This is a genomic window from Sphaerisporangium sp. NPDC049457 (assembly GCF_055586705.1).
Window position 1 is genome coordinate 108298 of the sequence record NZ_JBVJHR010000020.1, and the last position, 25424, is coordinate 133721.

Here is a 25424-nt window from a genome sequence, read left to right on the forward strand (position 1 = left end):
GGCGCGGCAGGGGACGAGGGCCAGCGTCACACGGCGACACGGCCGACATGTCCCGCGACCTCCCGCCTTGATGTGAAGTGCTGCGAAGCTTTACCAACGCGCGGCACGGGGGTCGCGGCCGGGGAAAGGACCACACCCGGCGGTCCCTAGACTCGTCCTCATGAACGCCCCAGCCGTCGCGGTCACCGACCTGGTCAAGCGGTACGGCCGCACCGTCGCGGTCGACGGCCTGAGCCTCGACGCCGAGAGCGGCGCGGTCACCGCGATCCTGGGCCCCAACGGCGCGGGCAAGACCTCCACGGTGGAGATCTGCGAGGGGTTCCGCCGGGCCGACGGCGGCACGGTCCGCGTTCTCGGCCTGGACCCCGCGCGCGACGGGGCGGCGCTGAAGCCGCGGGTCGGCGTGATGCTCCAGTCCGGCGGCGTGCCGCCGGCCGTGCGCGCCGGAGAATGGCTGCGGCTGGTGGCCCGCTTCCACTCCCACCCTCTCGACCCCGGCGCCCTGCTCGACCGGCTCGGCCTGGCCGAGCACGCCCGCACCCCCTACCGCCGCCTGTCCGGCGGCCAGCAGCAACGCCTGTCGCTCGCCGCCGCGATCATCGGCCGCCCCGAGCTCGTCTTCCTCGACGAGCCGACCGCCGGCCTCGATCCGCAGGCGCGGCACGCCTGCTGGGACGTCATCGCCGAGCTGCGCGCCCGCGGGGTGTCCACCGTGCTGACCACCCACCACATGGACGAGGCCGAGAAGCTCGCCGACAAGGTCGTCATCATCGACCGGGGGACGGTCGTGGCCGAGGGCAGCCCGCGCACTCTGACCGGCGCCGAGCGGCAGCTCCGCTTCCGCGCGCGCCCCGGACTCGACCTGGACGAGCTGCTCAACGCGCTTCCCACCGGCAGCACGGCCAAGGAGTCGCCGAGCGGCCACTACGTCATCGAGGGCCACGTGGGCCCCGAGCTGCTGGGCACGGTCACCGCCTGGTGCGCGTCCGAGGGCGTCACCACCGACGACCTGAGCGTCGAGCGCCGCACCCTGGAGGACGTCTTCCTGGAGCTGACCGGCAGGGAGCTCCGTTGACCGGCCTTCCCCCGCCGCGCCCCTCGGCAGGCCCCTCGGCCGGCCCTTCGGCAGGCGCGGCCCACCCGCGTGAGAGACGCGCCATGACCGTACGCGGAGGGCCGGCCGCCGCAGACGGCCGCCCCTCGCACGTCCGAAGGAGATTCCGGTGACCGCCCCCGCGCTCGACTTCACGCCCGCTCCGGGTGCGGCGCCGCTGCGCCGGATGGTGCTCGCGCAGGCGGGCGCCGAGATCCGGGCCGTCCTGCGCAACGGCGAGCAGCTCCTGCTCACATTGATCATCCCGATCCTGGTGCTGGTCGGGTTCTCGGCGATTCCGCTGCTGGAGGTGCCGGGCAGGCGCGTCGACTTCGTCACCCCCGGCGTGCTGGCGCTCGCGATCATGTCCACGGCCTTCACCGGGCAGGCGATCGGCACCGGCTTCGAGCGGCGGTACGGGGTGCTCAAGCGCCTGGGCGCCACTCCCCTGTCCCGCTCGGGCCTGATGCTCGCCAAGACCCTCGCCGTGGTCGCGGTGGAGGTCCTGCAGATCGTGGTCATCGCGGTCGTGGCGCTCGCGATGGGCTGGCGGCCGCAGGGCGATCCGCTGTGGGCCGCGGTGCTGCTCCTGCTGGGCACGGCCGCCTTCAGCGGCCTGGCCCTGCTGATGGCCGGCACCCTGCGCGCCGAGGCCACCCTGGCCGCCGCCAACCTCGTCTACCTGGTCCTGCTCGGCCTCGGCGGGGTGGTGGTGCCGGTCACCGCGTTCCCGCACGCGCTGCGCGTCGTGGCCGAGCTGCTGCCGATCACGGCGCTGACCGAGGGGGTGCGCGCGGTCCTGACCCACGCGAGCGGCTTCCCGGTCAGGGACGCGCTCGTCCTGCTCGCGTGGGCCGTCATCACACTGGCCGCCGCCTCACGCACCTTCCGCTGGGAGTGACCCGCCGGCGAGCAGGGTCTCGCTTCGGCGGTCGCGGGCGCCGGCGGCCCCCGCGATCGGCGGGCGGTTCTCGCGGCTTATGCTCTGACATGGCGAACGGCCTGGCCACAGGCGGCCGTCCCTCCTCCCCCGACCGCACGCGCACGTGCGAGGAACGCGAGACGAGACCCCCATGACCACGCCCTCCCTGACCTCGTCGGCCGGTTCCTATCCCCCCGGCCGCGTACGGCCCGGCGCGTTCGCGCGGGCGGCGGCCAACGCCGTGCCGCCGTCCGGGCTGGTGGTGCTGGGGATCCTGTCGGTGCAGATCGGCGCAGGGCTGGCGAAGAACCTGTTCGCGGTGCTGCCGCCCAGCGCTGTGGTCTTCTTGCGCATCGCGGCCGGGGCGGCGATCCTCATGGTGGTCGCCCGGCCCCGCCTGCGCGGGCTGACCTGGCGCGACCTGGCCGTGGGAGTGGCCTTCGGCGTCACGCTGGGCGTGATGAACCTCTCCTTCTACGAGGGCCTTGCCCGGCTGCCGATGGGCATCTGCGTGACCATCGAGTTCCTCGGCCCGCTCGGGGTGGCGGTCGCGGCCTCGCGCCGCCGCATGGACCTGCTGTGGGTGGTGCTGGCGGCGACCGGCATCGTCCTGCTCGCCCCCTGGGGGCAGGCGGGCGGGCTGAGCTGGGCCGGCATCGGTTTCTCCGCCCTGGCGGGCGCCTGCTGGGTCGGCTACATCCTGCTCTCGGCCGCCGTGGGCGGCCGCTTCCCCGGCACCACCGGCCTGTCCTTCGCCATGCTGGTGTCCGTCATCGTGATCGCGCCGATCGGGGTGACGACCGGCGGGGCGGACCTGCTGCGCCCTGAGCTGCTGCTGCTCGGCGCGGGCGTCGGCCTGCTCTCGTCGGTGATCCCCTACAGCCTCGAACTGGAGGCGCTGCGCCGGATGTCCAAGCGGGTGTTCGGCATCCTGATGAGCCTGGAGCCCGCCGCGGCCGCCCTTGCGGGCCTGGTCATCCTCGGCGAGATCCTCGACCTGCGCGAATGGGCCGCCATCGGCTGCGTCGTCGTCGCCTCCGTCGGCGCCACCCGCACCACCTGACCGCGCACCACCGGGCCCGGCGCACCGGCGTCGGCCGACGCCGGTGTTCCCGCCGGAGCCGGAGGGCGGAGGCGTACCGCCTCGAAGTCGCCGGCCTCGGCGTCACTCGGGGCGGTCGGCCCAGATGCCTCTGACGTGCTGGATGTGGTGGTCCATGAGGGTGCGGGTGGCGTCGGCGTCACCGCGGGCGATGGCGTCGAGGATGTCCAGGTGCTCGCGGGCGGAGTCGGCCAGGGTGCCCCGCTCGGACATGGCCTTCAGGCCGTACAGCCGGGCGCGGTAGCGCAGGTCCCGCGCGATCTCCACCAGATGCGCGTTGCCCGCCAGAGCCAGCAGGTCCATGTGGAAGCGCAGGTCGGCGTTGACGTAGGCCAGCAGGTCGCCGCGCTCGGCGGCCGACACGATCTCTTCGGCGACCGGCCGCAGCCGTTCGGCGTCCTCGGCGACGGAGGCGCCGGCCAGCCGGGCGACCGTGGGGACCTCCAGGAGCCTGCGGATCTCGGTGAGCTCGTCCAGGTCGCGCTCGGACAGCTCGGTGACCCGGAACCCCTTGTTGCGCACGGCCTCGACGAGGCCCTCCTTGGCCAGGTCGAGCATCGCCTCGCGCACCGGTGTGGCGGACACGCCGAACTGGGCGGCCAGCACCGGGGCCGAGTACACGACGCCCGGCCGCATCTCGGCGGCCACCAGCGCGTCGCGCAGCGCCTGCGCCACCTGCTCGCGCAGGCTCTGGCGCCCGCTCATGACGGGCAGGTCGAGCCTGCCGTGCTCGCTCACGCCCGCCCACCCCGCTCACGACCGCTCGCCATGCCGGCATCCCTCCCCAGGTTCATCGGCCCGCCGCCCACGCGTCGTGGACGGCGGCCGCCACGACCAGATCCTCCCAGGCCATGCCCACGCTCTTGAACACGCGAGGGCCCGGGCCCGCCCGGACGCCGCCGCGCACGAGCGTGGCGAGGTCGCCGGCGAGGTGGCCGGGCCCGATCAGCCCCTCTTCGATGGCGATGACCAGGTCGCCGGCCTCGGCGAGCGCGGCGGAGCGCGACTCGACGACCACGGTGGCCCTGGCGACCAGCTCTCCGTCGATCTCGCGGGCGTCCGGTTCGTGCGAGCCGACCACGATGACGGTAGCGCCGTCGGCGACGAGCGCGCCGGGGAACAGCGGCTCCCTGGCGCTGGTGCAGCACGCGATCACGTCCGCGCCCCGCACGGCCCGCGCCACCGCGTCCGAGCCGGCGCCGCCGATCGCCGTCGCCGTCAGGCCCGGGCCGGCGCACCGCTCGGCGAACCTCTGGGCGCGGGCGGCGTCCCGGGCGACGACGGTGACCTCCTCGATGGGCCGGACGGCGCGCAGGGCCTCGACGTGGCCCTGCGCCTGCGGGCCTGCGCCGAAGACGGTGAGCGACCGCGCGCCCGGCCGCGCCAGGTGGTCCGCGGCGAGCGCCGAGACGGCGGGGGTGCGCAGCGCGGTGAGCGCGACGGCGTCCATCGCGGCAAGGGGCGTGAGCGTGTCCCCGTCCAGCAGCAGGTAGGCGCCCTGGATGCGCGGCAGCCCCCGGGCCGGGTTGCCGGGGGCCACGGTCGCGACCTTGACGCCCGCGTAGCGGCCGTGCGCGGCCGGCATCAGCAGCAGCTGGCCGGCCGGCACGCCGACGACCGGGCGGGGCGGGCCGGCGTCGGGGTCGAGCCCGTCCGACAGCGCCTCGCGCAGCACGCGCACGGCCCGGTCCATCGGGACCAGCGCCCGCAGGGTGTCCCCGTCGAGGTAGGGCAGGGCGCTCATCGCAGCGTGAAACCCGGGCCGACGGGGTCGCGGGGATCGAGGGTGAAGCTGTGCACGCCGGTCCGGTAGGCCATGCCGGTGATCTCGGGGATGACCACCCCGTCGAGCTCCTCGGCCACCCGCCCGGTGAACACGCTGCCCACGATGCTCTCGTGGACGAGCGCTCCGGTGAACCCGTCGGCGTGCAGCAGGGCCAGCCGCGCGGCCGTCCCTGAGCCGCAGGGTGAGCGGTCCACCTCGCCGTCGGCGAACACGGTGACGTTGCGCTGGCGGCCCGGCCCGAGCTCGTCGTAGAAGATCACCCCGTAGATGCCGGACAGCCGGTCGTCGGCGGGGTGCCGCGCGGCCGGGTGGTCGGCCAGGAACGCCTTGATCGACCGGCCCAGGGCGATCAGGTCGGTCAGGTGGCGCTGGTCCACGGCGAGCCCGAACGCGGCGGCGGGCACCGAGGCGTACAGGGCGCCGCCGTAGGCGATGTCGACCGCGGCCTCCGCGGCGACGCCGCCGGCGGTGACGGCGATCACCCGGACGCCCCGGGCGGCGACGTGCGAGGCGACGTTGCGGAAGGTCACCGACTCGATCAGCCCGCCCGAGCGCCGGACGCGCGCGGTGACCCGTCCCGAGGGAACGTCCACGACGACGTCGGTGTCGCCGTCGGGGGCGGACTCGACCAGCCCGGACTCCACCGCGTGGACGCCGAGCGCGATCGTGCCGTGGCCGCAGGCGGTGGAGTAGCCGTCCTTGTGCCAGAACAGCACGCCGAGGTGGGCGCCGGCGTCGTCCGGCGGGACGAGGAAGCAGCCGTACATGTCGGCGTGGCCGCGCGGCTCGTGGCACAGCAGCCGCCGCACCCGGTCGATCTCGGGCGCGGCGGCGCTGTCCCTGCGGTCCAGGACCGTGGCTCCGGGGATGTCCGGGACTCCCGCCGTGACGACGCGGAAGGGCTCGCCGCCGGTGTGGTAGTCCACCGTGCGGATCTCCCCGGCGGCGTCGCCGCCGGACGTCACGCGGCCGCCTCGGGCCGCCGGGCCGGACGTTCCCAGGGTCTCCACGGTCAGACGCCTCCCAGATAGGCCTCGACGACGCGCGAGTCGCCGGCCAGCTCCGCCGCGGAGCCGCCGAGCACGCAACGCCCGTTCTCGATCACGTAGCCGCGGTGGGCGATCTTGAGCGCGGCCTTGGCGTTCTGCTCGACGAGCAGCACCGACACCCCCTCGGCGTTGACCTCGCGGACCAGCTCCATGACCGAGGCGACCACGAGCGGGGCCAGGCCCATCGACGGCTCGTCCAGCAGCAGCATGCGCGGACCGGTGACCATCGCCCGGCCGATGGCGAGCATCTGCTGCTCGCCGCCGGACAGCGTGCCGCCCTGCTGGGCGCGCCGCTCGGCCAGGCGCGGCAGCAGCGCGTACACCCGGTCGATGCGCCGGCGCATCTCGGCCTGGTCGCGGACGAGGTAGCCGCCCACCTGGAGGTTCTCGTGCACGGTGAGCGTGCTGAACACCCTGCGCCCTTCGGGCACGTGCACCAGCCCGGCGCGGACGATGGCCTCGGGCTTGGCTCGGGTCACGTCCTCGCCGTGGAAGACCACCTTGCCCGCGGTCGGGCGGACCAGCCCGGACGCCGCCGACAGCGTGGTGGTCTTGCCCGCGCCGTTGTTGCCGAGCAGGGCGACCACCTCGCCCTCCTCGACGGTGAGCGACAGCCCGCGCAGGGCGTGGACGCCGCCGTAGTGGACGTCCAGCCCCTCGATCTCAAGCGCGGCCATCGGGGCCTCCCTCCGTCCTGCCGCCGCCGGCGGCGTCACGGCCGCCGGTCGCCGGAACGTCGCCGGGCGGGGCGTCCGCGACCGTGCCCGTGCCCGTGGCGCCCCGGCCGTCGTCGTCTTCGTCCCTGCCCAGGTAGGCCTCGATGACCGCCGGGTCGCGGCGCACTTCCTCGGGCCGGCCGTCGGCGATCTCGCGGCCGAAGTTGAGCACGACCACGCGCTCGGACACCTCCATGACCAGCCCCATGTCGTGCTCGATCAGCACGATGGCGATGCCCAGGTCGCGGATCCGGCGGATGAGGTCGAGCATCTCGGCCTTCTCGCCGTGGTTGAGCCCGGCGGCCGGCTCGTCGAGCAGCAGCAGCCCCGGCCTGCGTGCCAGGGCGCGGGCGATCTCGACCCTGCGCTGCTCCCCGTACGGCAGGTTGCGCGCCTGGCCGAAGCGGTCGCCGCGGAGGCCCACGAAGTCGAGCCAGTGGTGGGCCTGCTCGGTGGCCTCCCGCTCGCCGCGGCGGTAGCGCGGGGTGTGCAGCAGCGCGTCGATGAAGTTCTGCCGCAGCCACAGGTGGGCGCCGGCGCGGACGTTGTCCAGCACCGACATCTCGCCGAACAGCCGCAGGTTCTGGAACGTCCGCGCCACCCCGAGGCCGGCGATGCGGGACGGCCGCAGCCCGGTGATCTCCCGCCCGGACAGGACGACCCGCCCGGCGGTGGGTTTGTAGAACCCGGTCACGCAGTTGAAGGCGGAGGTCTTTCCCGCGCCGTTGGGCCCGATCACCGAGACGATCTCGGCCTCGCCGACCGTGAAGGACAGGCCGTCGATGGCCAGCAGGCCGCCGAAGGAGAGCCGCAGGTCCTCGACCGACAGCAGGGTCACGAGCTCGCCTCCCTGGACCGGTGCGGCCACAGCCCCTGCGGGCGGACCAGCATGACGATGATGAGCAGCACCCCGAAGGCGAAGAACTGGTACTCGGCGAAGTCGCGCAGCACCTCGGGCAGCAGGCTGATGACGATGGCGCCGATGACGACGCCCGGCGTGGACCCCATGCCGCCGAGCACCACGGCCATGAGCACCAGGGCCGAGCGCAGGAAGGTGAAGCTGCCCGGGGAGATGGCCGACAGTTGGGCGGCGAACAGGACGCCCGCCAGCCCGCCCCAGACCGCGCCGGCGATGTAGGCGGCCAGCTTGACGCGGTAGGTGTGCACGCCCATGGCCTCGGCGGCGTCCTCGTCCTCGCGGACGAACCGCCAGGCCCGCCCGAGCCGCGAGCGGCCGAGCCGGGAGGCGCCGATGACGGCGAGGGAGGCGATCACCACGGTCAGGTAGTAGAAGACGACGGCGTTGCCGGTCAGCCCGGGAATGCCGTAGATCCCCGACGGGCCGCCGGTGACCTCCAGGTTGTTGGCCGTGATGCGGATGATCTCGCCGAAGCCGAGGGTGACGATGGCCAGGTAGTCGCTGCGCAGCCGCAGGGTCGGGGCGCCGATGACAATGCCGGCGATCACGGTGACCACGATGACGGCGGGGACGGTCGCCACCAGCGGCAGGTCGAACCGCGTGGTGAGCACGCCGCTGGTGTAGGCGCCGACGGCGAAGAAGGCGACGTAGCCGAGGTCGAGCAGGCCGCAGAAGCCGACGACGATGTTCAGGCCGGAGGCCAGCATCACGAAGATCGCCGTACTGGCCATGATGGACATCACGTACTGGCCGGCGTTCACGAAGGGGACGAGCCCGGCGACGGCCAGGCCGGCGAGCCCGGCCCACTTGCTGTCCAGCAGCCGGGAGGCGGCGCGGCCGAGGGGCGTGCCGCGCCCGCGCGTCTTGGTGCCGGACGTCATACCCGCTCCGTCACACGCTCGCCGAGCAGGCCGGTCGGCCGCACGGACAGGAACAGGATGAGCACCCCGAAGGCGAACACGTCGCGCCACTCGCCGCCCAGCCAGTATGTGCCGAAGGACTCCAGCAGGCCGAGCAGCAGGCCGCCGAGCATGGTGCCCGGGATGTTGCCGATGCCGCCGATCACCGCCGAGGTGAACGCCTTGAGCCCGATGAGGAACCCCATCAGGAAGTCGATCTTGCCGTAGTAGGCCCCGGCCATCACCCCGGCCGCGCCGGCGAGTGCCGAGCCGATGAAGAAGGTGCGGGAGATGACGGCGTTGACGTCGATGCCCATCAGGGCGCTCGTGCGCGGATCCTGGGCGATGGCGCGCATGGCGCGGCCCTCGCGGGTGCGGGTGACCAGGAGGTTGAGCCCGATCATGAGCACGACGGCGACGATGATGAGCGCGATCTGCTGCAGCGTGATGCGGGCGCCGAGCAGCTCCACCGCCGTCCCGCCGAGCCGCAGCGGGTAGACCTGCGGGTCGGCTCCCGCGGCGGCCCGCATGCCGTACTCCAGCGCGAACGAGGCGCCGACGGCGGTGATGAGCAGCGACAGCCGGGGCGCGTCGCGCAGCGGGCGGTAGGCGACGCGTTCGAGCACGACGCCGGACAGCCCCGTGACGGCCATCGTGACGACGAGCACTCCGAGCAGGACGGGCAGCGCCATGCCGGGCGAGACGCCGCCGACGGCGCCGAGGATGGCGAAGCCGGTGAAGGCACCCAGCATGTAGATGTCGCCGTGGGCGAAGTTGAGCAGCTTCATGATCCCGTAGACCATGCTGTAGCCCAGCGCCACCAGCGCGTAGAACGAGCCGACGAACAGGCCGTTCCAGATCAGCTGTGACATGTCTGCTTTCCTTCGGGGCCGGAGACGGCCGGCGGGAGGTCGCCGGCCGTCCCGGGATGGCTGGGACGCGAGGTCACTTGAGCGCGTCCTGGAGGGTGAACTTGCCCGACTTGACGACCAGGATCTGGAAGCCGCCGGTGGAGAGCGTGTGGTCGGGGGTGAACTTCAGCGGTCCGGAGAACATCTGGAACCCGTTGATGCCTTCGAGCGCGGAGATGACCTTCTCCCCGTCGGTGGAACCGGCGTTCTTCAGCGCCTCGGCGGCGAGCCGCACGGCGTCGTACGCCTGGTTGGAGTAGGGGCCGGGGTTGGCGCCGAACTTCTTGTTGTAGGCGGCGATCCAGCCCTCGGCGCCCTCCAGGGTGTCGGGGGTCTGGGTCATCGTGGCGTAGACGCCCTCGGCCGCCTCGGACCCGGCGATCTCGGCGAGCTTCTCCGACACCGACCCGTCGCCGACCATGATGGCGCCCTTGTACCCGGCCTGCCGCAGCTGGCGGATGATCAGGCCGCCCTCCTGGAAGTAGCCGGTCCAGTACACGAAGTCGGGGTTCTTCGCCATGATGTTGTGCACGTTGGCGCTGTAGTCGCTCTCCTTGGGCGTGACCGCCTCCAGGATCGCCGTCTCCGGGCCGCCGGACTCGTCCAGCAGCTTCTGGGTGCGCACGGCGATGTCCTTGGAGTAGCTGGTGTTGTCGTGCACCAGCGCGGCGCTCTTCGCCCCCTGCTTGGTGATCCACGCCATCGCGGCCATCGCCTGCTGCGTACCAGTGCCGTTGATCATGAAGACGTGCTTGAGGTGCTGGTCGACGAGCTCCTGCGAGTTCGCCGCGGGGATGATCATCGGGATGTCCGCCTTGCCGAAGACCGGCAGGGTGGGCAGCGTGGCCCCGGAGCAGTAACCGCCGACCGAGACCTCGACGCCCTCGGTGACGAGCTTGTTGGCGCCCGCGACGGCGGTCTGGGCGTCGCACGCGTCGTCGGCGACCTTGAGCTCCAGCTTGCGGCCGAGGACGCCGCCCTTGGCGTTGATCTCGTCCACCGCGAGCTGGGCGGCGTTCTTCATGTACGGGCCGATGGCGGCCTCGCTGCCGGACTGGGGGACGAGCATTCCGAGGGCGATGGGCCCTCCGTCCCCGCCCTCGTCCGAACCGCCGCCGAGGAGTCCCTGGCCGCACCCGGCCGTCAGCACGGTCACGGCCGCCACCAGCGACCCGATCAGCGCTACGCGCGACTTGCCCATTGTGTATCTCCTCGCGAAACTGCTCGGCTCAGATGATGTGTGACATTGCATATGTGCCGACAGTCCCCGTCAAGGTCCCGAGACCAGACCGTTGCAAGCCTGGTGAAACCCCGTGTCACCCGACAGGACAGGCCTTCCGCGCCGCTTCCGGCGGAGCCGCTTCCGGGCGGAGGTGCCGCTTCCGCTGGAGCCACCACTGGGCGGACGTGACCGTTCCCGGCGGGAAGCGACCTGCTTCCCGCCGGGGCGTGGCCGGCCGCCGTCGCCGTGTGGTCAGCCGCCGGCGGGGCCGAGGGCGATGGTGTGGGTGGAGGTGTAGAACTCCTGGGCCGCCTTGCCCTGCTCGCGCGGGCCGTAGCTGGAGTCCTTCTCGCCACCGAACGGCAGGTAGAAGTCCACGCCGCTCGTCGGGTTGTTCACCTTGATGAGCCCGCTCTCCAGCCGGGAGGAGACGTCCAGCGCCCGGTCCAGGTCGCGGGTGTAGACCGCGGAGGCGAGGCCGTAGGGCACCCCGTTGGCGAGCGCCACCGCCTCGTCCACCGAGCCGGCGTCCTGCACCAGGCAGATCGGCCCGAACACCTCGTCGCGGGCGAGCACGTGGTCGGCGGCCACCCCGTCCACCAGCGTGGGGGCGGCGAACCACCCGTCCCGGTCGAGCGCCTGGCCACCGGCGAGCACCCGGCCGCCCGCCGCCGAGGCGAGCACCCGGTCGCGGGCGGCCTCCTCGATGACCGGCCCGACGGCGGTGCCCGGGTCCGCCGGGTCGCCGACGCCGAGCTTGGCGACGGCGGCGACCAGCGCCTCGCGCACCTCCTCGGCGTTGCCCACGGTGATCACGCGCTTGGTGGCGGTGCACTTCTGCCCGGCGTACCCGAACGCGGCGGCGGCGATCTGCGCGGCGGCGGCCTCAAGGTTCGCGTCGTCCAGCACGATGCTCGGGTTCTGGCCGCCCATCTCGGCCTGCACGGGGACGCCCCTGCTCACCGCGGCCACGCTGACCTTGCGCCCCACGGCCGCCGACCCGGTGAACGACACCACGTCGGCCGCCTCGATCAGCGCCACGCCCTCCTCGGCGTCCCCGGGGACCACCTGGAACACGTCCTCGGGCAGGCCCAGCAGTTCGGCCAGCCGCAGCGCGGTGCCGAGGGCCTGCGGGGCCGGCTTCAGCACGACGGCGTTGCCGAACGCCAGGGCCGGCGCGGCCTTCCACAGGGGGATGGCCAGCGGGAAGTTCCACGGCGTGATCAGCCCGGCGACGCCGCGCGGGCGCCTGCGCGTGTAGGACAGCCCCGCGCCCGAGGGCTCGTGCAGGGCGCCCACCGGGTCGAAGACCTGCTGGGAGTAGTAGCGCAGGATCGCCACCGCGCGCGCCACCTCGCCCTTGGCCTCGGTGATCGGTTTGCCGACCTCGCGGACGGCGAGCGCGGCCAGCTCGTCGGCGGCGCCGGCGACGGCCTCGGCGGCGGCGGCCAGCGCGCCGCCGCGCCCGGCGGCGCCGGCCCGGGCCCAGAGCCTCTGCGCGGCCCCCGCCCTGCGCACCGCGTCGGCGACGCCCTCGCGCCCGGCGGCCGGAACGCTCGCGACCACGTCCGCCGGGTTCTGCGGTGACCGGCTCTCGACAACACCCATCATCAATCCCTCTCAACGTCAGCGGTTGGTATCCCGCTCTACGGAAACCTAGTCCACGTCCTCGACCGCCTGCCGCCGGCGTCGGCCGCGCCCGGCCTGGCACGGGCCCCGGCGGGCCGTACCTTCACCAGCCGCACCTCCTTGGAGGCCGTACCTCCTCAGCCGTACCTCCTCAGAGGAGGAAACCCTCGGGGAAGGGGTCCGCGGGGTCGAGGAAGTGCTGGGCGGTGCCGGTCACCCAGGCTCGGCCCGTGATGGTGGGAACGATCGCGGGCAGGCCCGCCACCTGGGTCTCCTCGACGATCCGCCCGGTGAACCGGGTGCCGATGAACGACTCGTTGACGAAGTCCTCCCCGGCGCGCAGCTCGCCGCGGGCGTGGAGCTGCGCCATGCGGGCGCTGGTTCCCGTCCCGCACGGCGAGCGGTCGAACCAGCCGGGGTAGATGGCCATCGCGTGCCGGGACAGCCGGGCGTCGGAGCCGGGGGCGACGAACTGGACGTGGTGGCATCCCCTGATGCCCGGGTCGACCGGGTGGACCGGTTCGGCCGCCTCGTTGATCGCCGCCGAGACGGCGAGGCCGGCGTCCAGGATGCGCTGCCCGTGGGCGCGGTCGAACGGCAACCCGACCGACTCGATCGGCAGGATGGCGTAGAAGTTGCCGCCGTAGGCGAGGTCGTAGGTGATCTCGCCGATGCCGGGCACCTTGACGGTGGCGTCCAGCGCGACGCTGAACGACGGGACGTTCTGGATGGTCACCGCGCCGGCGGCGCCGTCCTCCACGTGCACGGAGGCCACGACGAGCCCGGCCGGGGTGTCCAGCCGCACGGTGGTGACCGGCTCGGTCACCTCGACCATGCCGGTCTCGACCAGCACGGTCGCGACCCCGATGGTGCCGTGCCCGCACATCGGCAGGCAGCCCGACACCTCGATGAACAGCACGCCGTAGTCGGCGTCCGGCCGCGTGGGCGGCTGCAGGATCGCGCCGCTCATGGCCGAGTGCCCGTGCGGCTCGTACATCAGCAGCTTGCGGATGTGGTCCTGGTGCGCCATGAAGTGCTCGCGGCGCTCGGCCATGCTCGCGCCGGGGATGACGCCCACTCCCCCGGTGACGACGCGGGTCGGCATGCCCTCGGTGTGCGAGTCGACCACGTGGAAGATCTTCTTGGTGCGTGCCATGACGTCACCGCAGCCCTTCGGCGAGCGCCTTCTCGGTCGCCGCGCGGACCACGGCCTCCTGCTCGGCGGTCAGCGGAACGCGCGGCTGCCTGCACGGGCCTCCGTGCCGGCCGGCCAGGTCCATCGACAGCTTGATGGCCTGGACGAACTCGGTCTTGGCGTCCCAGCGCAGCAGCGGGTGCAGCGTGCGGTACAGCGGCAGCGCGGTGGCCAGGTCGCCCGTGACGGCGGCCTTGTACAGCGCCGCGCAGGAGGACGGCAGCGCGTTCGGGTATCCGGCCACCCAGCCGACCGCTCCGGCGAGACCCAGCTCCAGCACCACGTCGTCCGAGCCGATCAGCAGGTCCAGGCCGGGGGCCAGTTCGGCGATCTCGTAGGCCCGGCGGACGTCTCCGGTGAACTCCTTGACCCCCACGATCAGCCCTTCGGCGTGCAGCCGGGCCAGCAGCGAGGGGACCAGGTCGACCTTGGTGTCGTAGGGGTTGTTGTACGCGACGACGGGCAGACCGGCCTTGGCGACCTCCCGGTAGTGGGCGAGCACGGCGCGCTCGTCGGCGCGGTAGGCGTTCGGGGGCAGCAGCATCACGGCCTGGCAACCGGCGTCCCTGGCCTGCTCGGCCCAGCGCCGCGCCTCGGCCGCGCCGTAGGCCGCCACACCGGGCATCACGCGGTCGCCGCCGACCGCCGCGACGGCCGTCTCGACGACGCGGGCGCGCTCATCGGCGGTGAGCGTCTGGTACTCCCCGAGGGAGCCGTTGGACACCACGCCGTCGCATCCCTGCTCGACCAGCCGGCGGCAGTGCTCGGCGTAGCCGTCGAAGTCGACGCTCAGATCGTCGCGGAGCGGGAGCGCGGTCGCCACCATCACTCCGTGCCAGGGCTTCTCACGGGTCGTCATCGGGGGTCCTCTCCGTCGGTTCCGTCGGTGTCGGGTCCTGGGTCTCCTGCGAGATCGCCGAGCCGGACGGGCTGGGCGATCGGCCGCCGCGGCGCCCCCGGGTCCTCCCCGGCGAGGCGCGCCACGGCGTAGCCGCAGACGCGGCCCTGGCACCAGCCCATCCCGGGGCGGGCCAGCAGTCTCAGCGAGCGGGCGTCCGCGGCTCCGAGGTCCGCCGCCTGTTTGATCTGGGCGTAGGTGACCTCCTCGCAACGGCAGATCAGCGTGTCGTCGGCGAGCCAGCCCTTCCACCCGTCGCGGACGGGGTAGGCCCGTGGCAACGCCCCGGCGAACGCCGACAGCCGGTCGTGCCTGGCCGGCGGTCCCGGCTCGGGCGGCACCCGGCGGCCGAGGTCGGCGGCGGCGGCGCGGCCGGCGATCAGGCCTTCGACCTCGGCCAGTTCGGCCCCGCCGACGCCGGTCGGCTCGCCGGCCGCGTACACCCCGGGCACGCTGGTGCGCATGCCGGCGTCCACGGCGACCACGGGGGTGCCGTCGGCGTCCGCGTGCGTCGCGCAGCCGAGCTGGGTGGCCAGCTCGATCTGCGGGACGAAGCCGTAGCCGACGGCCAGGGCGTCGCAGGCGATCGTGCGGCGGCGGCGCGGCGTCCAGTCGCGGTCCAGGTCGGCGACCGTGACGTGGGTCAGCCGGTCGTGCCCGTGCGCGGCGATGACGGCGTGCCGGCCGAGGTAGGGGATGCGGTGCCTGGCCAGGCGGTATCCGTACCCGGCGGCCTCGGCGAGCTTGCCGGGGTGCCGGGCCATGGCGGCGGCGAGGCCGAAGCGCCCGTTGGCCTCGAACACCCCGGCGACCCGGGCTCCGGCGGCGGCGAGCCCCGCCGCGACCGGCAGCAGGAACGGGCCGGTGCCGGCCACGACCACTGTGCTCCCGGCCACCACCAGGTCGCCTTTGAGCAGCGCCTGCGCGCCTCCGGCCGTGAACACGCCCGGCAGGTCCCAGCCCGGGAACGGCAGCGGCCGGTCGTGCGCCCCGGTGGCGATCAGCAGCCGCCGGGCCGCGACGGTCTCCCGCCGCTCCTCCCGATCGCCCGCCAGGCAGTGCACCACCATTACCCTGCCGTCCGACGCGTCTTCGGAGTGGCGGCCTACCCCGCCGTGCGACGCGTCTGCGGGGTGGCCGCCCGCGCCCGGCAGGCCTGTGGCCCGTTCCACGGCCCAGACGCGGCGGCGGAGGCGCACCTCGACGCCGCGCCGGTCCAGCTCGGCGGCCAGCCGGGTGAACCGTCCGAACCCGTGGTGCAGGGCGCCGGGACGCGCCGCGCGGAACCCTTCGGGGGCATGCCGGAAGTACTGCCCGCCGAGCCGCGCCGCCGCGTCGATGAGCACGACGCTCAGCCCCGCCCCGGCGGCGGCGACGGCCGCGGCCAGCCCGGCGGGACCGGCTCCGACGATCGCCAGATCGGCGATACGCCCGCCGTCCGCCGCGCCCGCCCCGTCGCCGGCCCGCTCCTTCGCCCGGCCGGAACCCGCGCCGCTCCTCGGGTCGTCCTCCCTGCTCATCCGGTCGTCACCTCGTCTCCGGGGCGGGCCTCGGTCTGGCAGGCGCGCAGGGACGCCTCGCCGTTGACCGTCAGCAGGCAGTCGAAGCACACCCCGATGCCGCAGAACAGGCCGCGCGGACGGCCGCCGAAGCGGGTGGTCCGCCACGACCGCACGCCGTTGGCGTACAGGACGGCCCCGATCGTCTGGCCGGGCACGGCGGTGACCGGACGCCCGTCCACCGTGATCGTGAACGCCGGATCCGGCCGCGCCCCCACCAGACGGCCGGCATGCGGAGGCGTTCCGGGCGGGCGGGCGCCGGCCGCGTCCGCGCCTGGCGGGACGGCGTCGGGCCCGGGTCCGCCGGAGTGGTGCGAAGAGGTCACGCCGCGAACCTTTCCGGACGGAAGGGGGTCAGGTCGAGCTCGGGGGCCGCGCCGGTGAGCCGCCTCGCGATGAGGTGCCCGGTGGCCGGGGCCAGGCCGATGCCCGCGCCCTCGTGCCCGCAGGCGTGGTAGAGGCCCGGCGCTCGGGGGTCGGGGCCGATCACCGGCAGGTGGTCGGGACAGTACGGGCGAAAGCCGCAGTAGGCCCTGATGGCGCGGCGCCCGGCCAGAACGGGGAACAGCGCGACGGCCTGGCGGGCCAGCCTCTCCAGCACCGGGATCGAGACGGTGCGGTCGAACCCGACGCGCTCGCGGCTGGCGCCGATGAGCACGGTGCCCGCCCGCGTGCCCTCGATGACCGCGCTGGTCTCCAGACCGGCCGAGTCGCTGGCCACGTCGGTGACGTACGCGGCGGTGTAGACCTTGTGCCTGATCAGCGGCGGGTCGTCACGGCCGGTGACAGGCCCGGTGACAGGCTCGGTGACCAGGATGAAGCCCCGGCGCGGCAGCACAGGCAGCTCCAGGCCGGCCAGCGCGGCCACCTCGCCGCTCCAGGTGCCGGCCGCGTTGACGACCGCGCCGGCCGGGATGTCGCCCTTGTCGGTGCGGACCCCGGTCACCCGGTCGCCGTCGCGCAGGAACCCGGTGACGGTGACGCCCGTGCGCAGACGCGCCCCGGGGGCGTGCCGCAGGAGCACGGCGGCGGCGAGCATCGGCTGCACCTGGGCGTCCTGCGGGTAGTACACGCCGCCCGCGAGACCGGTGGCGAGGTGGGGCTCGTAGCCGGGCAGTTCGCCGGCGGTCACCGGCACCCGCTGGACGCCATGGCCCGCCTGGTCGTCGGCGAGCCGGATCAGCGCGTCCAGCACCTCGGCGTTCTCGGCGACGACCAGGCCGCCCTTGGGCTCGTACTCGAACCCGCCGAGACCGGCCAGCTCGCGCCAGAGGCCGCTGGACAGCCGGGCCAGCTCAAGTTCGGGGCCGGGTTCCTTGTCGGAGACCAGGATGTTCCCCTCGCCCGCCCCGGTGGTGCCGGAGGCGACGGAGCCGCGGTCGACCACGATGACGCTCAGGCCGGCATGTGCCGCGTAGTACGCGCACGCCGCCCCGACGACCCCGGCGCCGATCACCACGACATCGGACATCCTCACCCCCAAGCGCCTCCCGGACGAATCAGTAATATGTCACATATCCGACGCTGTAATCAACGTGCCGTCTTCCCTTCCCCGCCGATCCCCGCCGGTGCGGTCCTCCCCGGCGAACGCCGCGAGGAACCGGCACGCGGACGGCCGGAGGGCGGCCGGTGCGCGGACGGCCGGTGCGGACGGCCGGCGAGCGGGCGACCCGGGCGACGCGGACCGGAGGTGCGCGGGCGCCGGTGCGGAGTGCGGCGAAGGGGGAGGTGCGCGGCGCATGGTGTGAAACGGGCGGAGGAGAGGGTTCGGGGCGGGACCGGACCGGTGGACGCCTACGATGTGTGCCGTGACCGCAGCAGACCAGCACCGGGCCGGCGCGGGGGAAGCCAGGTTCGGCGCCCTTCGCGTCCAGGTTCACGGCCTGGCCCTCGACCTGTTCCACTCCGCATGGTCGGCGACCCCCGCCACCGTCAGGCGGTGGGCGCTGGCCGCCGTGATCGTCAACGCGGGCATCGCCGTGACCGGCGCGGCCGTACGGCTCACCGGCTCCGGGCTCGGCTGCCCGACCTGGCCGCGCTGCACCCCCGACAGCTTCGTCCCGGCCGCCCACGACGCGCACTCGCCGCTCAACATGGCGATCGAGTTCGGCAACCGCCTGCTGACCTTCCTCGTCCTCGCCGTGGCGGTGGCCTGCGTGATCGCGGTGACGCGGGTGGCGCCGCGCCGCTCCAGCCTCGTCTTCCTGGCGTGGATCCAGCCGGTCGGCGTCGCCGTCCAGGCGCTGTGGGGCGGCCTGGTCGTGCGCACGCTGCTCAACCCGGTCACGGTGAGCGTGCACTTCTTGCTGTCCATCGGCATGATGGCGGCCGCGTTCGCGCTGTACGCCCGGTCGGGCGAGGGCGACGCGCCGCCGCGGCGGCTGGTCCACCGCGACATCCGCACGCTGGGCTTCGTCCTGGTCGCGGCGGTCCTGGTGCTGCTGGTCGCCGGCGTCGTGGTCACCGGCACCGGGCCGCACTCCGGCGACGAGGCCGCCTCGCGGTTCGGCTTCGACATCCAGTCGGTGGCCCGGCTGCACGCCGACATCGTGTGGGTCGTGGTCGGCATGACCTTCGCCCTGCTGTTCGCGCTGCACGTCACCGACTCGCCGGGCCGGGCCCGCCGCGGCGCGCTCATCTTGTTCGGCGTCGAACTGGCCCAGGGCGTCGTCGGGTACGTGCAGTACTTCCTGGCCGTCCCGGCGCTGCTGGTGGGCCTGCACGTGCTCGGCGCGGCGCTGGTGTGGATCGCCACCTTGCGGGTGGTCTATCTCATGCGGTCGCGCGGCGCGGCCGAGCCGTTCTCCCCAGGAGAGAACCGCCTGGACGCCGCCGGCGTCTGACCTTTCGTGATCCACGCCACCGTCACGCGATGGTCCCGCGCCGCATGCGCGTCACTGCGCTCGCGCGCCGTCCAGCGCCGCGCGTTCCAGTGCGCCGTGGCCCTCAGCCTGCTCGGCCTGGCGCCGATGACCTGGGCCTGGCTGTCCAGCTCGGCCTACCGCCTCACGGCCGGCGCCGAGCCGGGGTGGACGCGTGAGGTCCCGGCCGCGCCGGTGGGCCTGGTGCTCGGCGCCGGGTTGTACGGCCGCTCCCCCAGCGCGATGCTCGCGACGCGGCTGGACATCGCCGCGCAGCTCGTGCGCGCGGGCAAGGTGCGGGCCCTGCTGCTGTCGGGCGACAACAGCCGTCCCGGGTACGACGAGCCGTCGGTCATGCGCGACTATCTCATCGCGCACGGGGTGCGGGGAGGGGCGCTGGTGCTCGACTACGCGGGCTTCGACACCTGGGACTCCTGTGTACGGGCCCGCGACGTGTTCGGGGCCCGCGACCTCATCGTCGTCACGCAGAACTTCCACCTGCCGCGCGCCGTCGCCCTGTGCCGGGCTGCGGGCCTTTCCGCCTTCGGGGTGGGCGACGACTCGGCGGCCCGTTTCCCGGCCCGCACCTACGTCTACGCCGCGCGCGAGTTCGGCGCGACCGCCAAGGCGTTCCTTGACGCGGTCGTGCTGAGGTCGGCGCCGGTGTTCCCGGGACCGCGTGAGACGAGCCTGGATCGGGCCCTGGACTCCGGGTCCTGAACCGGGCCACCCCGCCGGAACTTTCGTCGGCGGAGCGAAAGTTTCATTGGACCGCCCTGGGGCGAGGGGCGAGAGCTGCGGTTTCTCGGTCGAGGAAACATGGCGACTCGATAAGGCTTCGGATCGCCAGGCCTACGAGGTATGGTCCGTTCGCGCGCATGGGAGCGCTCCCATTGTCTCTGTCCCCATCCGTCCGGCCAAGGAAGGGGTGACGCCTCTCGGCAGGTGGCACGACAACCGCGTATCTCGTCCTTAACTCGGACGCTGCGAAACCGTGAGGCGGAAGTGCCTCTCCGCCTCACGGTCCGGCGCCCGGGTTTTCGCATGTCCCGGGGCGGTTCACCTTTCGCGGACGGGCCTTCCGGACACGCGGGCCGGCCCGGCCCCGCACCCCCTGGCCCCCCTCGGCCCCGCCCGTCCCTCCCCCGGTGGAAACCTCACCGGGGACGGGCGCGCCGGGCGCCGGCGACCACGGCCGGCGCGCCCCTGACCACGGCTATCCGCAGTTCACGTCCGTGAACGTCGGAGGCGTGGACCCGGTCATCGTCGCGAGGAACCCGGCGCTCGCCGAGGCTCCCGGATCGAGCTTGGGCGCCCAGCTGGGCGCGTGGATCATGCCGCTGGGCCCGTTCTGCATCAGCGTCCCGTTCCACGCCTGGGTCATGGTGATCCCCATCGGCATCATCCACCCGACGTACCACTCGTTGAGCGGCACGTTGCCGGTGTTCTTGATCGTGACCGTGGCCTGGAACCCGCCCTGCCAGCTGTTGGACAGCGTCACGGTGGCCTCGCAGGCGATCGCACCCGGCGAGGACGGCGACGGGGTGGGCGTGGCCGGCGGCGGCGAACTGGGGGGCGGGGAGCTCGGCGGGGGCGAGCTGGGCGGCGGTGAGCTGGGCGGGGGCGTCGAGGACCCGCCGAAGATCACGTCCGAGCAGCCGTAGAAGGTCTCCTTGCTGTCGGACCGGTACCACACCGAGTAGATGACATGCCGACCGCTCTTGTCCGGCAGCCGTCCGGAGAAGCGATAGGCGCCGTTGCTCACCTCGGGCTCGGGATCGGCGGTCAGGAACGGCTGCTCCTCCATGTCCGCCCAGGTCAATGGCATGGTCGGGTTGTAGCCGTCCTTGGTGATGTACAGCTTGAACCCGCCGGGGTGCGGAACCCAGGCCCCGTAGACGAAGTCGTACATGGCGCCGGGGCTCACCACCGTCGCCGGCCAGTCGGCCCGCGCGGCGTCGTAGGCGGCGTACTTGTCGAACCCGCCGCTGCACAGCTTGCCGTCGGGGATGAAGCCCCGGGTGCGGCCGGCGCCGTCGGAGCGCAGCACTCCGTACCAGTCGTACAGCGGCTGGGTGCCTCCGACGGCGACGGCCTGCGCGCAGGCGGGGTTCTTGGGCTTGATCTCGTGGCTGGAGGTCAGCCCGTCGGTGTAGCAGGCGTAGGTCCTGCTCGCGGGCGCCTGGAGGGCGCCGTGCGCCAGGGCCGAGCGCTGGAGACCCAGCGTCGTCAGCCCGGCGGCCACGACCGCCACAGCGGCGAGTATCGCCACCTTTGCCTTGGTTCTCACGTGTTCCTCTTCACGGTCGCGGATGCCGCCGCATGGATCGGCGGTGGGACGAGCGCGCCACGGCGCGGCTCTGGTGTCGTCTCGGGGCACGCGAACAGGGCGCCGGCCACGCGCCCGCTCAGGCCCGGCCACCCGGAAAGGCATCGGAAAGTGGCCACAGACATCCGCGTAACAAGATTGAAACACGACCCCAACTGATCGGCAAGGGCACACCAACCGGCCGCCGACCCGGCCTGCACGCTCCCCCGGCGGCCGGCCCGGCGAGCGTTCGCGGACACCGCATCAGGCGGGTGAGTCTGGGCGGGGCGGGGCCGGGAACTGGTCTGGAGGGCCGGATGGGCTGGGGCGGGGGTTCGGGCCCGGGTTCCCTGGGAGGTATGGACCGTGAGGGAACCTGTCGCGTGGCTGGTACGGAGCGCCAGGTGAGCCCTCACGAGGCGGGTACGCATGGCCGGGCAGGCGGCCTTCGCGGGGTGGGTACGGGGCGCCGGGTGAGGGCTCGTGGGGGGTGTAGGGGTCGCGGGGGAAGCCGTCGCGGGGCGGGTAGGGGGAGGTGGAGTGCCAGGTGTCGTGCCCGGGGGCGTAGCCGGGCGGGGCCATGCCCTTGGCCATCGTGCCCTGGTGCCGTTCGGGTACGGGGAAGGCCGCCTTGGCCGCGCTCATGCAGGCCAGCAGGGCCTCCCGCTGGTTCTCGAAGGTGTCGCGGTCGATCACGCCGCGCACGCCGCGCTCGTGGAGCAGGCCCAGCTCGGTGGCGGCGACCTGGTAGTCGCGCATGGCGTGCAGGCCGGCCGCGCCGCCGTAGGCCTTGGCCCACTGCCGTGCCTGCCGCCGCCCCTGCAGCGACGACAGCATGAACACGTCGTAGTCGGTGACCAGCCCCAGTCCGCCGTAGGGCGGCAGGTAGAGCTGGATGAGGCCGACGATGCGCTTGCGGTCTTTGAGCACCACGCTCAGCTCGACGAAGAACAGGATCATCAGCAGCAGATAGGCCAGCGCCAGCCCCTGGAACCCGACGTAGGAGGTGAAGCCGTTCCAGATGCCGTGCAGGATTACGGCGCCGATCCAGCCGAGGAGGACCACTCCCCCGCGCACCGGGCCCCGGCGCTGCGCGGCGTAGGCCACCGCGATGCCGATCATCGAGGTGAACAGCGGGTGGGCGAACGGCGACAGCACCCCGCGCAGCACCACGGTCACCGCCAGCCCCTGGAAGCCGTGCTGGTCCTGCGCCATGATGTAGTAGCTGACGTTCTCGCTCATCGCGAAGCCGAGGCCCACCATGCCGGCGTAGATGATGCCGTCGGTGGGGCCGTCCAGCTCCTGGCGGCGCCAGCGCAGCAGGCCGAGGAGCACCAGGCCCTTCATCGTCTCCTCCACGACCGGGGCCACGAAGGTCGCCACCAGGTTGCGGGCGCTCGCCGGGTCGTGGGTGGCGATGGTGACGTATCTCAGGTTGAGGCTGTTGAGCACGCCGGCCACCAGCACCGCGACGCCCGCGCCCCACATGAACGCGAAGATGAGGTCCTTGCGCGGCTCGGGCTCCATGCGGTCGAGCCCGAGCAGCGCCGCCAGCAGCAGCGGCACCGGGGCGAGCGCCAGGACGAGCGCGATGAAGAACTGCACAGGCTCGCCGTTGAAGATGTCGAAGGAGAACGACACCAGCGCGCAGATGCCGGCCACGACGAGGCCGATGATGAGCCCGACGGAGGGACGCTCCCTCAGCACCCAGCGGGGATCACGCGTCATGTGCGCGAGCGTAATCGACCGGGCACGACCTGTCCGCTCCGCCGTGGCGGGCCTCGCCTTCCCGCATGGCACGGGACTCGCGCGCGCCATGCCCATGCCCGTACGGCCCGGCAAGGCCGGCCCCGCACGGATCGCACCTGTCGATCACCGCACCACCCCGCAGCAGACCCGCTCCCGAACCTTCAGGTCTTCCCCCGTAACAACCCTCCCACACCTCCGCGGGTCCCGCACCCGGCGCGATTCACACCCCGATGGCGTCCGACCGCGGCAGGGGCCGACGCCGGGGATGAGGGGGATGAGGGGGCCGCGGCATGAGGCCGGGTCTGGACGGGGCCGTGGCGAACGCCCTGGATGGCGAGATCTTGCTGCTTGCGTCCTAATATCCGTGTTTGGGGTGTATGTCCACCAGGTTTCCGCGGCACAAAGGAATGAGATGACCCGCTTGAACGGCACGCCGTTGACCGACGACTTCGCCAACGGCGGGGTCTCGTTCTGGTACCGGCAGATCGGCCTCCCCGAGCGGCGTGCCGCCCTGCCGGGGCCGCGCGACTACGACGTGGCGATCGTGGGCGGCGGCTACACCGGCATGTGGACGGCCTACTACCTGAAGAAGGCCCAGCCGGACCTGCGCGTCGCGATCTTGGAGCGGGAGTTCGCCGGGTTCGGGGCCTCCGGACGCAACGGCGGCTGGCTGTCGGCCGAGTTCGCCGGATCCCGCGAGCGGCACGCCGCCGCCCGCGGGCGGCAGGCGATGATCGACCTGCAGCACGCGATGTTCACCGCCGTGGACGAGGTGGTCGAGATCACCCGCGCCGAGGGCATCGACGCCGACGTCCACAAGGGCGGCCTGGTGCACGTGGCGACCAACCCGGCCCAGCACCGCCGGCTGCGCGCCGAGCTCGCCGACCTGCGCGCGTGGGGCTTCGCGGAGGAGGACATGCGGCCGCTCACCGCCCAGGAGCGCGAGGAGCGCGTTCACGTGGCCGGCGCGCTGTCGGCCGCCTACAGCCCGCACTGCGCGCGCATCCAGCCCGCCAAGCTGGCGGTGGGCCTGGCCCGGACGGTGGCCGGCCTCGGCGTGGACATCTTCGAGGGCACCACGGTCACCGAGATCCGGCCGCGGACCGGGGACGGCAAGATGGGCAAGGCGGGCAGCAAGGCGGGCAGGGCGGCCGCGGTCACCGACCGCGGTACGGTCACCGCCGAGTACGTCATCCGCGCCACCGAGGGCTTCACCGCGAGCATCCGCGGGCAGCGCCGCCAGTGGCTCCCCATGAACAGCTCGATGATCGTCACCGAGCCGCTCGGCGATCGGGTGTGGGAGCGCATCGGCTGGCGGGACCAGGAGCTGCTGGGCGACCAGGCGCACGCCTACTGCTACGCCCAGCGGACCGCCGACGGCCGCATCGCCATCGGAGGGCGGGGCGTGCCCTACCGCTTCGGCTCGCGCACCGACGTGCGCGGCGCCACCCAGCCGCAGACCGTCGCGGCGCTGTACCGGATCTTGACCACGCTGTTCCCCGCGACGGCCGGCGCGCGGATCCAGCACTCATGGTGCGGCGTGCTCGGCGTCCCCCGCGACTGGTGCTCGACCGTCCACCTGGACCACGCCACCGGCCTGGGCTGGGCGGGCGGCTACGTCGGCAGCGGCGTCACCACGACCAACCTGGCCGGTCGCACGCTGCGCGACCTGGTGCTGCGGCGCGAGACCGAGCTGACCGGGCTGCCGTGGGTGGGCCGCCAGGTGCGCCAGTGGGAGCCCGAGCCGCTGCGCTGGCTCGGCGTGCAGGCCATCTACGCGCTGTTCCGCACCGCCGATCGGCACGAGAACGCCCAGATGTCCCGCACCTCCGCCTACGCCCGCTTCGCCGGCCTCATCTCCGGCCGCTGAGGCCGGCCGCTGAGGCCGGCCGCTGAGGCCGGCCGCTGAGGCCGACGGAGAGGCCGCCTGGGGAGCGCCCCGCTCCGCCCGAGCGGGGCGGAACGGGGCGCCCAGCAGACGCAGTGAGGCGGCCAGAGGACGCTCAGCCGCAGTTGCCCCAGGCTTTGCGGCCCCCGGTGGCGATCGCCGCGTCGCGGCGGGTGTTCCGGATGGTGGCGGAGTACTTCACGCACACCCCCTTGGCGAACAGCTTCACCGGGCCCGCGTAGTACTTGTACTTGCGCCCGTCGGTCTTCTCGTTGACACTCACCGGCTCGTCCTTGATACGCCGCGTCTGGGTGGTCAGCGTGGCGGAGGTGTAGGTCGAGGTGCCGACGTAAGCGGTCTTGATCGTGGTGACGCAGTTGTAGCCGGTCCTGCGGTTGTAGAGCAGGTAGACGTATCCGAACACGTCTCCGGAGGGGGTCTTCACCACACGCTTGCTGTCGGCGACCCGGCTGAAGCCCGAGCCGCAGATCCCCTCGGGGGTGTAGGCCGAGGCGAGCGCGTGCGCCGGGTTGGCGACGACCCCGCCGATCGACAGAGCCGCGGCCAGGAGAGCCGTCTTGGTGGTCTTTCGCATCCAGTCGTCCCTTTCGGCAGGCGCCGTCCGCTTGCCGGACGGCGCACGGCCGATCATTCTGCCGGACGATCACACTACGGATGACCGTATTAGTAAGATTCGGCAGGTCTGATCGACCTGTCC

General features: G+C 73.3%; 23 protein-coding genes. 6 read left to right on the forward strand and 17 right to left on the reverse strand.

Annotated elements, in window-relative coordinates; all coding sequences use genetic code 11:
* Positions 1-160 precede the first annotated feature (160 nt).
* The 3 genes from ACZ6QO_RS28725 to ACZ6QO_RS28735 all read left to right on the forward strand — a co-directional run bounded on the left by ACZ6QO_RS28725 (position 161) and on the right by ACZ6QO_RS28735 (position 3078).
* The gene (locus ACZ6QO_RS28725; RefSeq protein ID WP_465855010.1) at positions 161-1075 is read left to right on the forward strand and encodes an ABC transporter ATP-binding protein; all 915 of its coding nucleotides are present in this window, start codon (positions 161-163) and stop codon (positions 1073-1075) included.
* A gap of 205 nt (positions 1076-1280) precedes the next feature.
* Entirely contained in the window at positions 1281-1994 is a 714-nt protein-coding gene (locus tag ACZ6QO_RS28730; protein ID WP_465855170.1) for an ABC transporter permease, read from the forward strand.
* 172 nt (positions 1995-2166) lie between these two features.
* Positions 2167-3078, forward strand: coding sequence for an EamA family transporter (locus ACZ6QO_RS28735; protein WP_465855012.1), 912 nt, complete (start codon positions 2167-2169; stop codon positions 3076-3078).
* Positions 3079-3180: 102 nt separating this feature from the next.
* Here ACZ6QO_RS28735 and ACZ6QO_RS28740 read toward each other — a convergent pair whose 3' ends face one another.
* The 14 genes from ACZ6QO_RS28740 to ACZ6QO_RS28805 all read right to left on the reverse strand — a co-directional run bounded on the left by ACZ6QO_RS28740 (position 3181) and on the right by ACZ6QO_RS28805 (position 17371).
* A complete protein-coding gene (locus ACZ6QO_RS28740; protein ID WP_465855014.1) occupies positions 3181-3855 on the reverse strand; it encodes a GntR family transcriptional regulator in 675 nt (224 codons plus the stop codon).
* A 52-nt stretch (positions 3856-3907) separates the two neighbouring features.
* The gene (locus ACZ6QO_RS28745) at positions 3908-4861 is read right to left on the reverse strand and encodes an ornithine cyclodeaminase family protein (RefSeq protein WP_465855016.1); all 954 of its coding nucleotides are present in this window, start codon (positions 4859-4861) and stop codon (positions 3908-3910) included.
* A complete protein-coding gene (locus ACZ6QO_RS28750) occupies positions 4858-5913 on the reverse strand; it encodes a proline racemase family protein (RefSeq protein WP_465855018.1) in 1056 nt (351 codons plus the stop codon). Before ACZ6QO_RS28750 ends, ACZ6QO_RS28745 begins: the two co-directional genes overlap by 4 nt.
* 2 nt (positions 5914-5915) lie before the next feature.
* On the reverse strand, positions 5916-6629 hold the full coding sequence (locus ACZ6QO_RS28755) for an ABC transporter ATP-binding protein (RefSeq protein WP_465855019.1): 714 nt from the start codon (positions 6627-6629) through the stop codon (positions 5916-5918).
* Positions 6616-7506, reverse strand: a complete 891-nt coding sequence (locus ACZ6QO_RS28760; protein WP_465855021.1) for an ABC transporter ATP-binding protein — start codon at positions 7504-7506, stop codon at positions 6616-6618. Before ACZ6QO_RS28760 ends, ACZ6QO_RS28755 begins: the two co-directional genes overlap by 14 nt.
* A complete protein-coding gene (locus tag ACZ6QO_RS28765) occupies positions 7503-8468 on the reverse strand; it encodes a branched-chain amino acid ABC transporter permease (RefSeq protein WP_465855023.1) in 966 nt (321 codons plus the stop codon). The genes ACZ6QO_RS28760 and ACZ6QO_RS28765 overlap by 4 nt, the downstream gene beginning before the upstream one ends.
* The gene (locus ACZ6QO_RS28770) at positions 8465-9358 is read right to left on the reverse strand and encodes a branched-chain amino acid ABC transporter permease (protein ID WP_465855024.1); all 894 of its coding nucleotides are present in this window, start codon (positions 9356-9358) and stop codon (positions 8465-8467) included. The genes ACZ6QO_RS28765 and ACZ6QO_RS28770 overlap by 4 nt, the downstream gene beginning before the upstream one ends.
* Before the next feature lie 73 nt (positions 9359-9431).
* Positions 9432-10598, reverse strand: coding sequence for a branched-chain amino acid ABC transporter substrate-binding protein (locus ACZ6QO_RS28775; protein WP_465855026.1), 1167 nt, complete (start codon positions 10596-10598; stop codon positions 9432-9434).
* 273 nt (positions 10599-10871) lie between these two features.
* Positions 10872-12227 carry an aldehyde dehydrogenase family protein gene (locus ACZ6QO_RS28780; protein WP_465855028.1) on the reverse strand — a complete coding sequence of 452 codons (1356 nt, stop codon included), beginning with the start codon at positions 12225-12227 and terminating at the stop codon, positions 10872-10874.
* Between the two features lie 172 nt (positions 12228-12399).
* Positions 12400-13404 (reverse strand): proline racemase family protein, encoded by a 1005-nt coding sequence (locus tag ACZ6QO_RS28785; protein ID WP_465855030.1) that lies wholly within the window; start codon positions 13402-13404, stop codon positions 12400-12402.
* A gap of 4 nt (positions 13405-13408) precedes the next feature.
* Positions 13409-14302: a dihydrodipicolinate synthase family protein gene (locus tag ACZ6QO_RS28790; RefSeq protein ID WP_465855032.1), complete on the reverse strand. Its 894-nt coding sequence runs from the start codon at positions 14300-14302 to the stop codon at positions 13409-13411.
* Positions 14299-15861 (reverse strand): FAD/NAD(P)-dependent oxidoreductase, encoded by a 1563-nt coding sequence (locus ACZ6QO_RS28795; protein WP_465855034.1) that lies wholly within the window; start codon positions 15859-15861, stop codon positions 14299-14301. Before ACZ6QO_RS28795 ends, ACZ6QO_RS28790 begins: the two co-directional genes overlap by 4 nt.
* Positions 15858-16226 carry a (2Fe-2S)-binding protein gene (locus ACZ6QO_RS28800; RefSeq protein ID WP_465855036.1) on the reverse strand — a complete coding sequence of 123 codons (369 nt, stop codon included), beginning with the start codon at positions 16224-16226 and terminating at the stop codon, positions 15858-15860. The genes ACZ6QO_RS28795 and ACZ6QO_RS28800 overlap by 4 nt, the downstream gene beginning before the upstream one ends.
* Complete coding sequence (locus tag ACZ6QO_RS28805; protein ID WP_465855038.1) at positions 16223-17371, reverse strand: NAD(P)/FAD-dependent oxidoreductase; 1149 nt, start codon at positions 17369-17371, stop codon at positions 16223-16225. The genes ACZ6QO_RS28800 and ACZ6QO_RS28805 overlap by 4 nt, the downstream gene beginning before the upstream one ends.
* A gap of 337 nt (positions 17372-17708) precedes the next feature.
* On the opposite strand from ACZ6QO_RS28805, the gene ACZ6QO_RS28810 reads away from it, so the two are divergent.
* Positions 17709-18743, forward strand: a complete 1035-nt coding sequence (locus ACZ6QO_RS28810) for a COX15/CtaA family protein (protein ID WP_465855040.1) — start codon at positions 17709-17711, stop codon at positions 18741-18743.
* A 6-nt stretch (positions 18744-18749) separates the two neighbouring features.
* Positions 18750-19481, forward strand: coding sequence for a SanA/YdcF family protein (locus ACZ6QO_RS28815; protein ID WP_465855042.1), 732 nt, complete (start codon positions 18750-18752; stop codon positions 19479-19481).
* Between the two features lie 496 nt (positions 19482-19977).
* Here the strand turns inward: ACZ6QO_RS28815 and ACZ6QO_RS28820 are convergent, their stop codons facing one another.
* Positions 19978-21051 carry a lytic polysaccharide monooxygenase auxiliary activity family 9 protein gene (locus ACZ6QO_RS28820; protein ID WP_465855044.1) on the reverse strand — a complete coding sequence of 358 codons (1074 nt, stop codon included), beginning with the start codon at positions 21049-21051 and terminating at the stop codon, positions 19978-19980.
* Between the two features lie 282 nt (positions 21052-21333).
* Positions 21334-22797: a PrsW family intramembrane metalloprotease gene (locus tag ACZ6QO_RS28825; protein ID WP_465855046.1), complete on the reverse strand. Its 1464-nt coding sequence runs from the start codon at positions 22795-22797 to the stop codon at positions 21334-21336.
* A gap of 433 nt (positions 22798-23230) precedes the next feature.
* Between ACZ6QO_RS28825 and ACZ6QO_RS28830 the strand changes: the two genes are divergently transcribed.
* On the forward strand, positions 23231-24688 hold the full coding sequence (locus tag ACZ6QO_RS28830; protein WP_465855048.1) for an NAD(P)/FAD-dependent oxidoreductase: 1458 nt from the start codon (positions 23231-23233) through the stop codon (positions 24686-24688).
* A 133-nt stretch (positions 24689-24821) separates the two neighbouring features.
* Here ACZ6QO_RS28830 and ACZ6QO_RS28835 read toward each other — a convergent pair whose 3' ends face one another.
* Positions 24822-25301, reverse strand: coding sequence for a hypothetical protein (locus ACZ6QO_RS28835; RefSeq protein WP_465855050.1), 480 nt, complete (start codon positions 25299-25301; stop codon positions 24822-24824).
* Positions 25302-25424 lie beyond the last annotated feature (123 nt).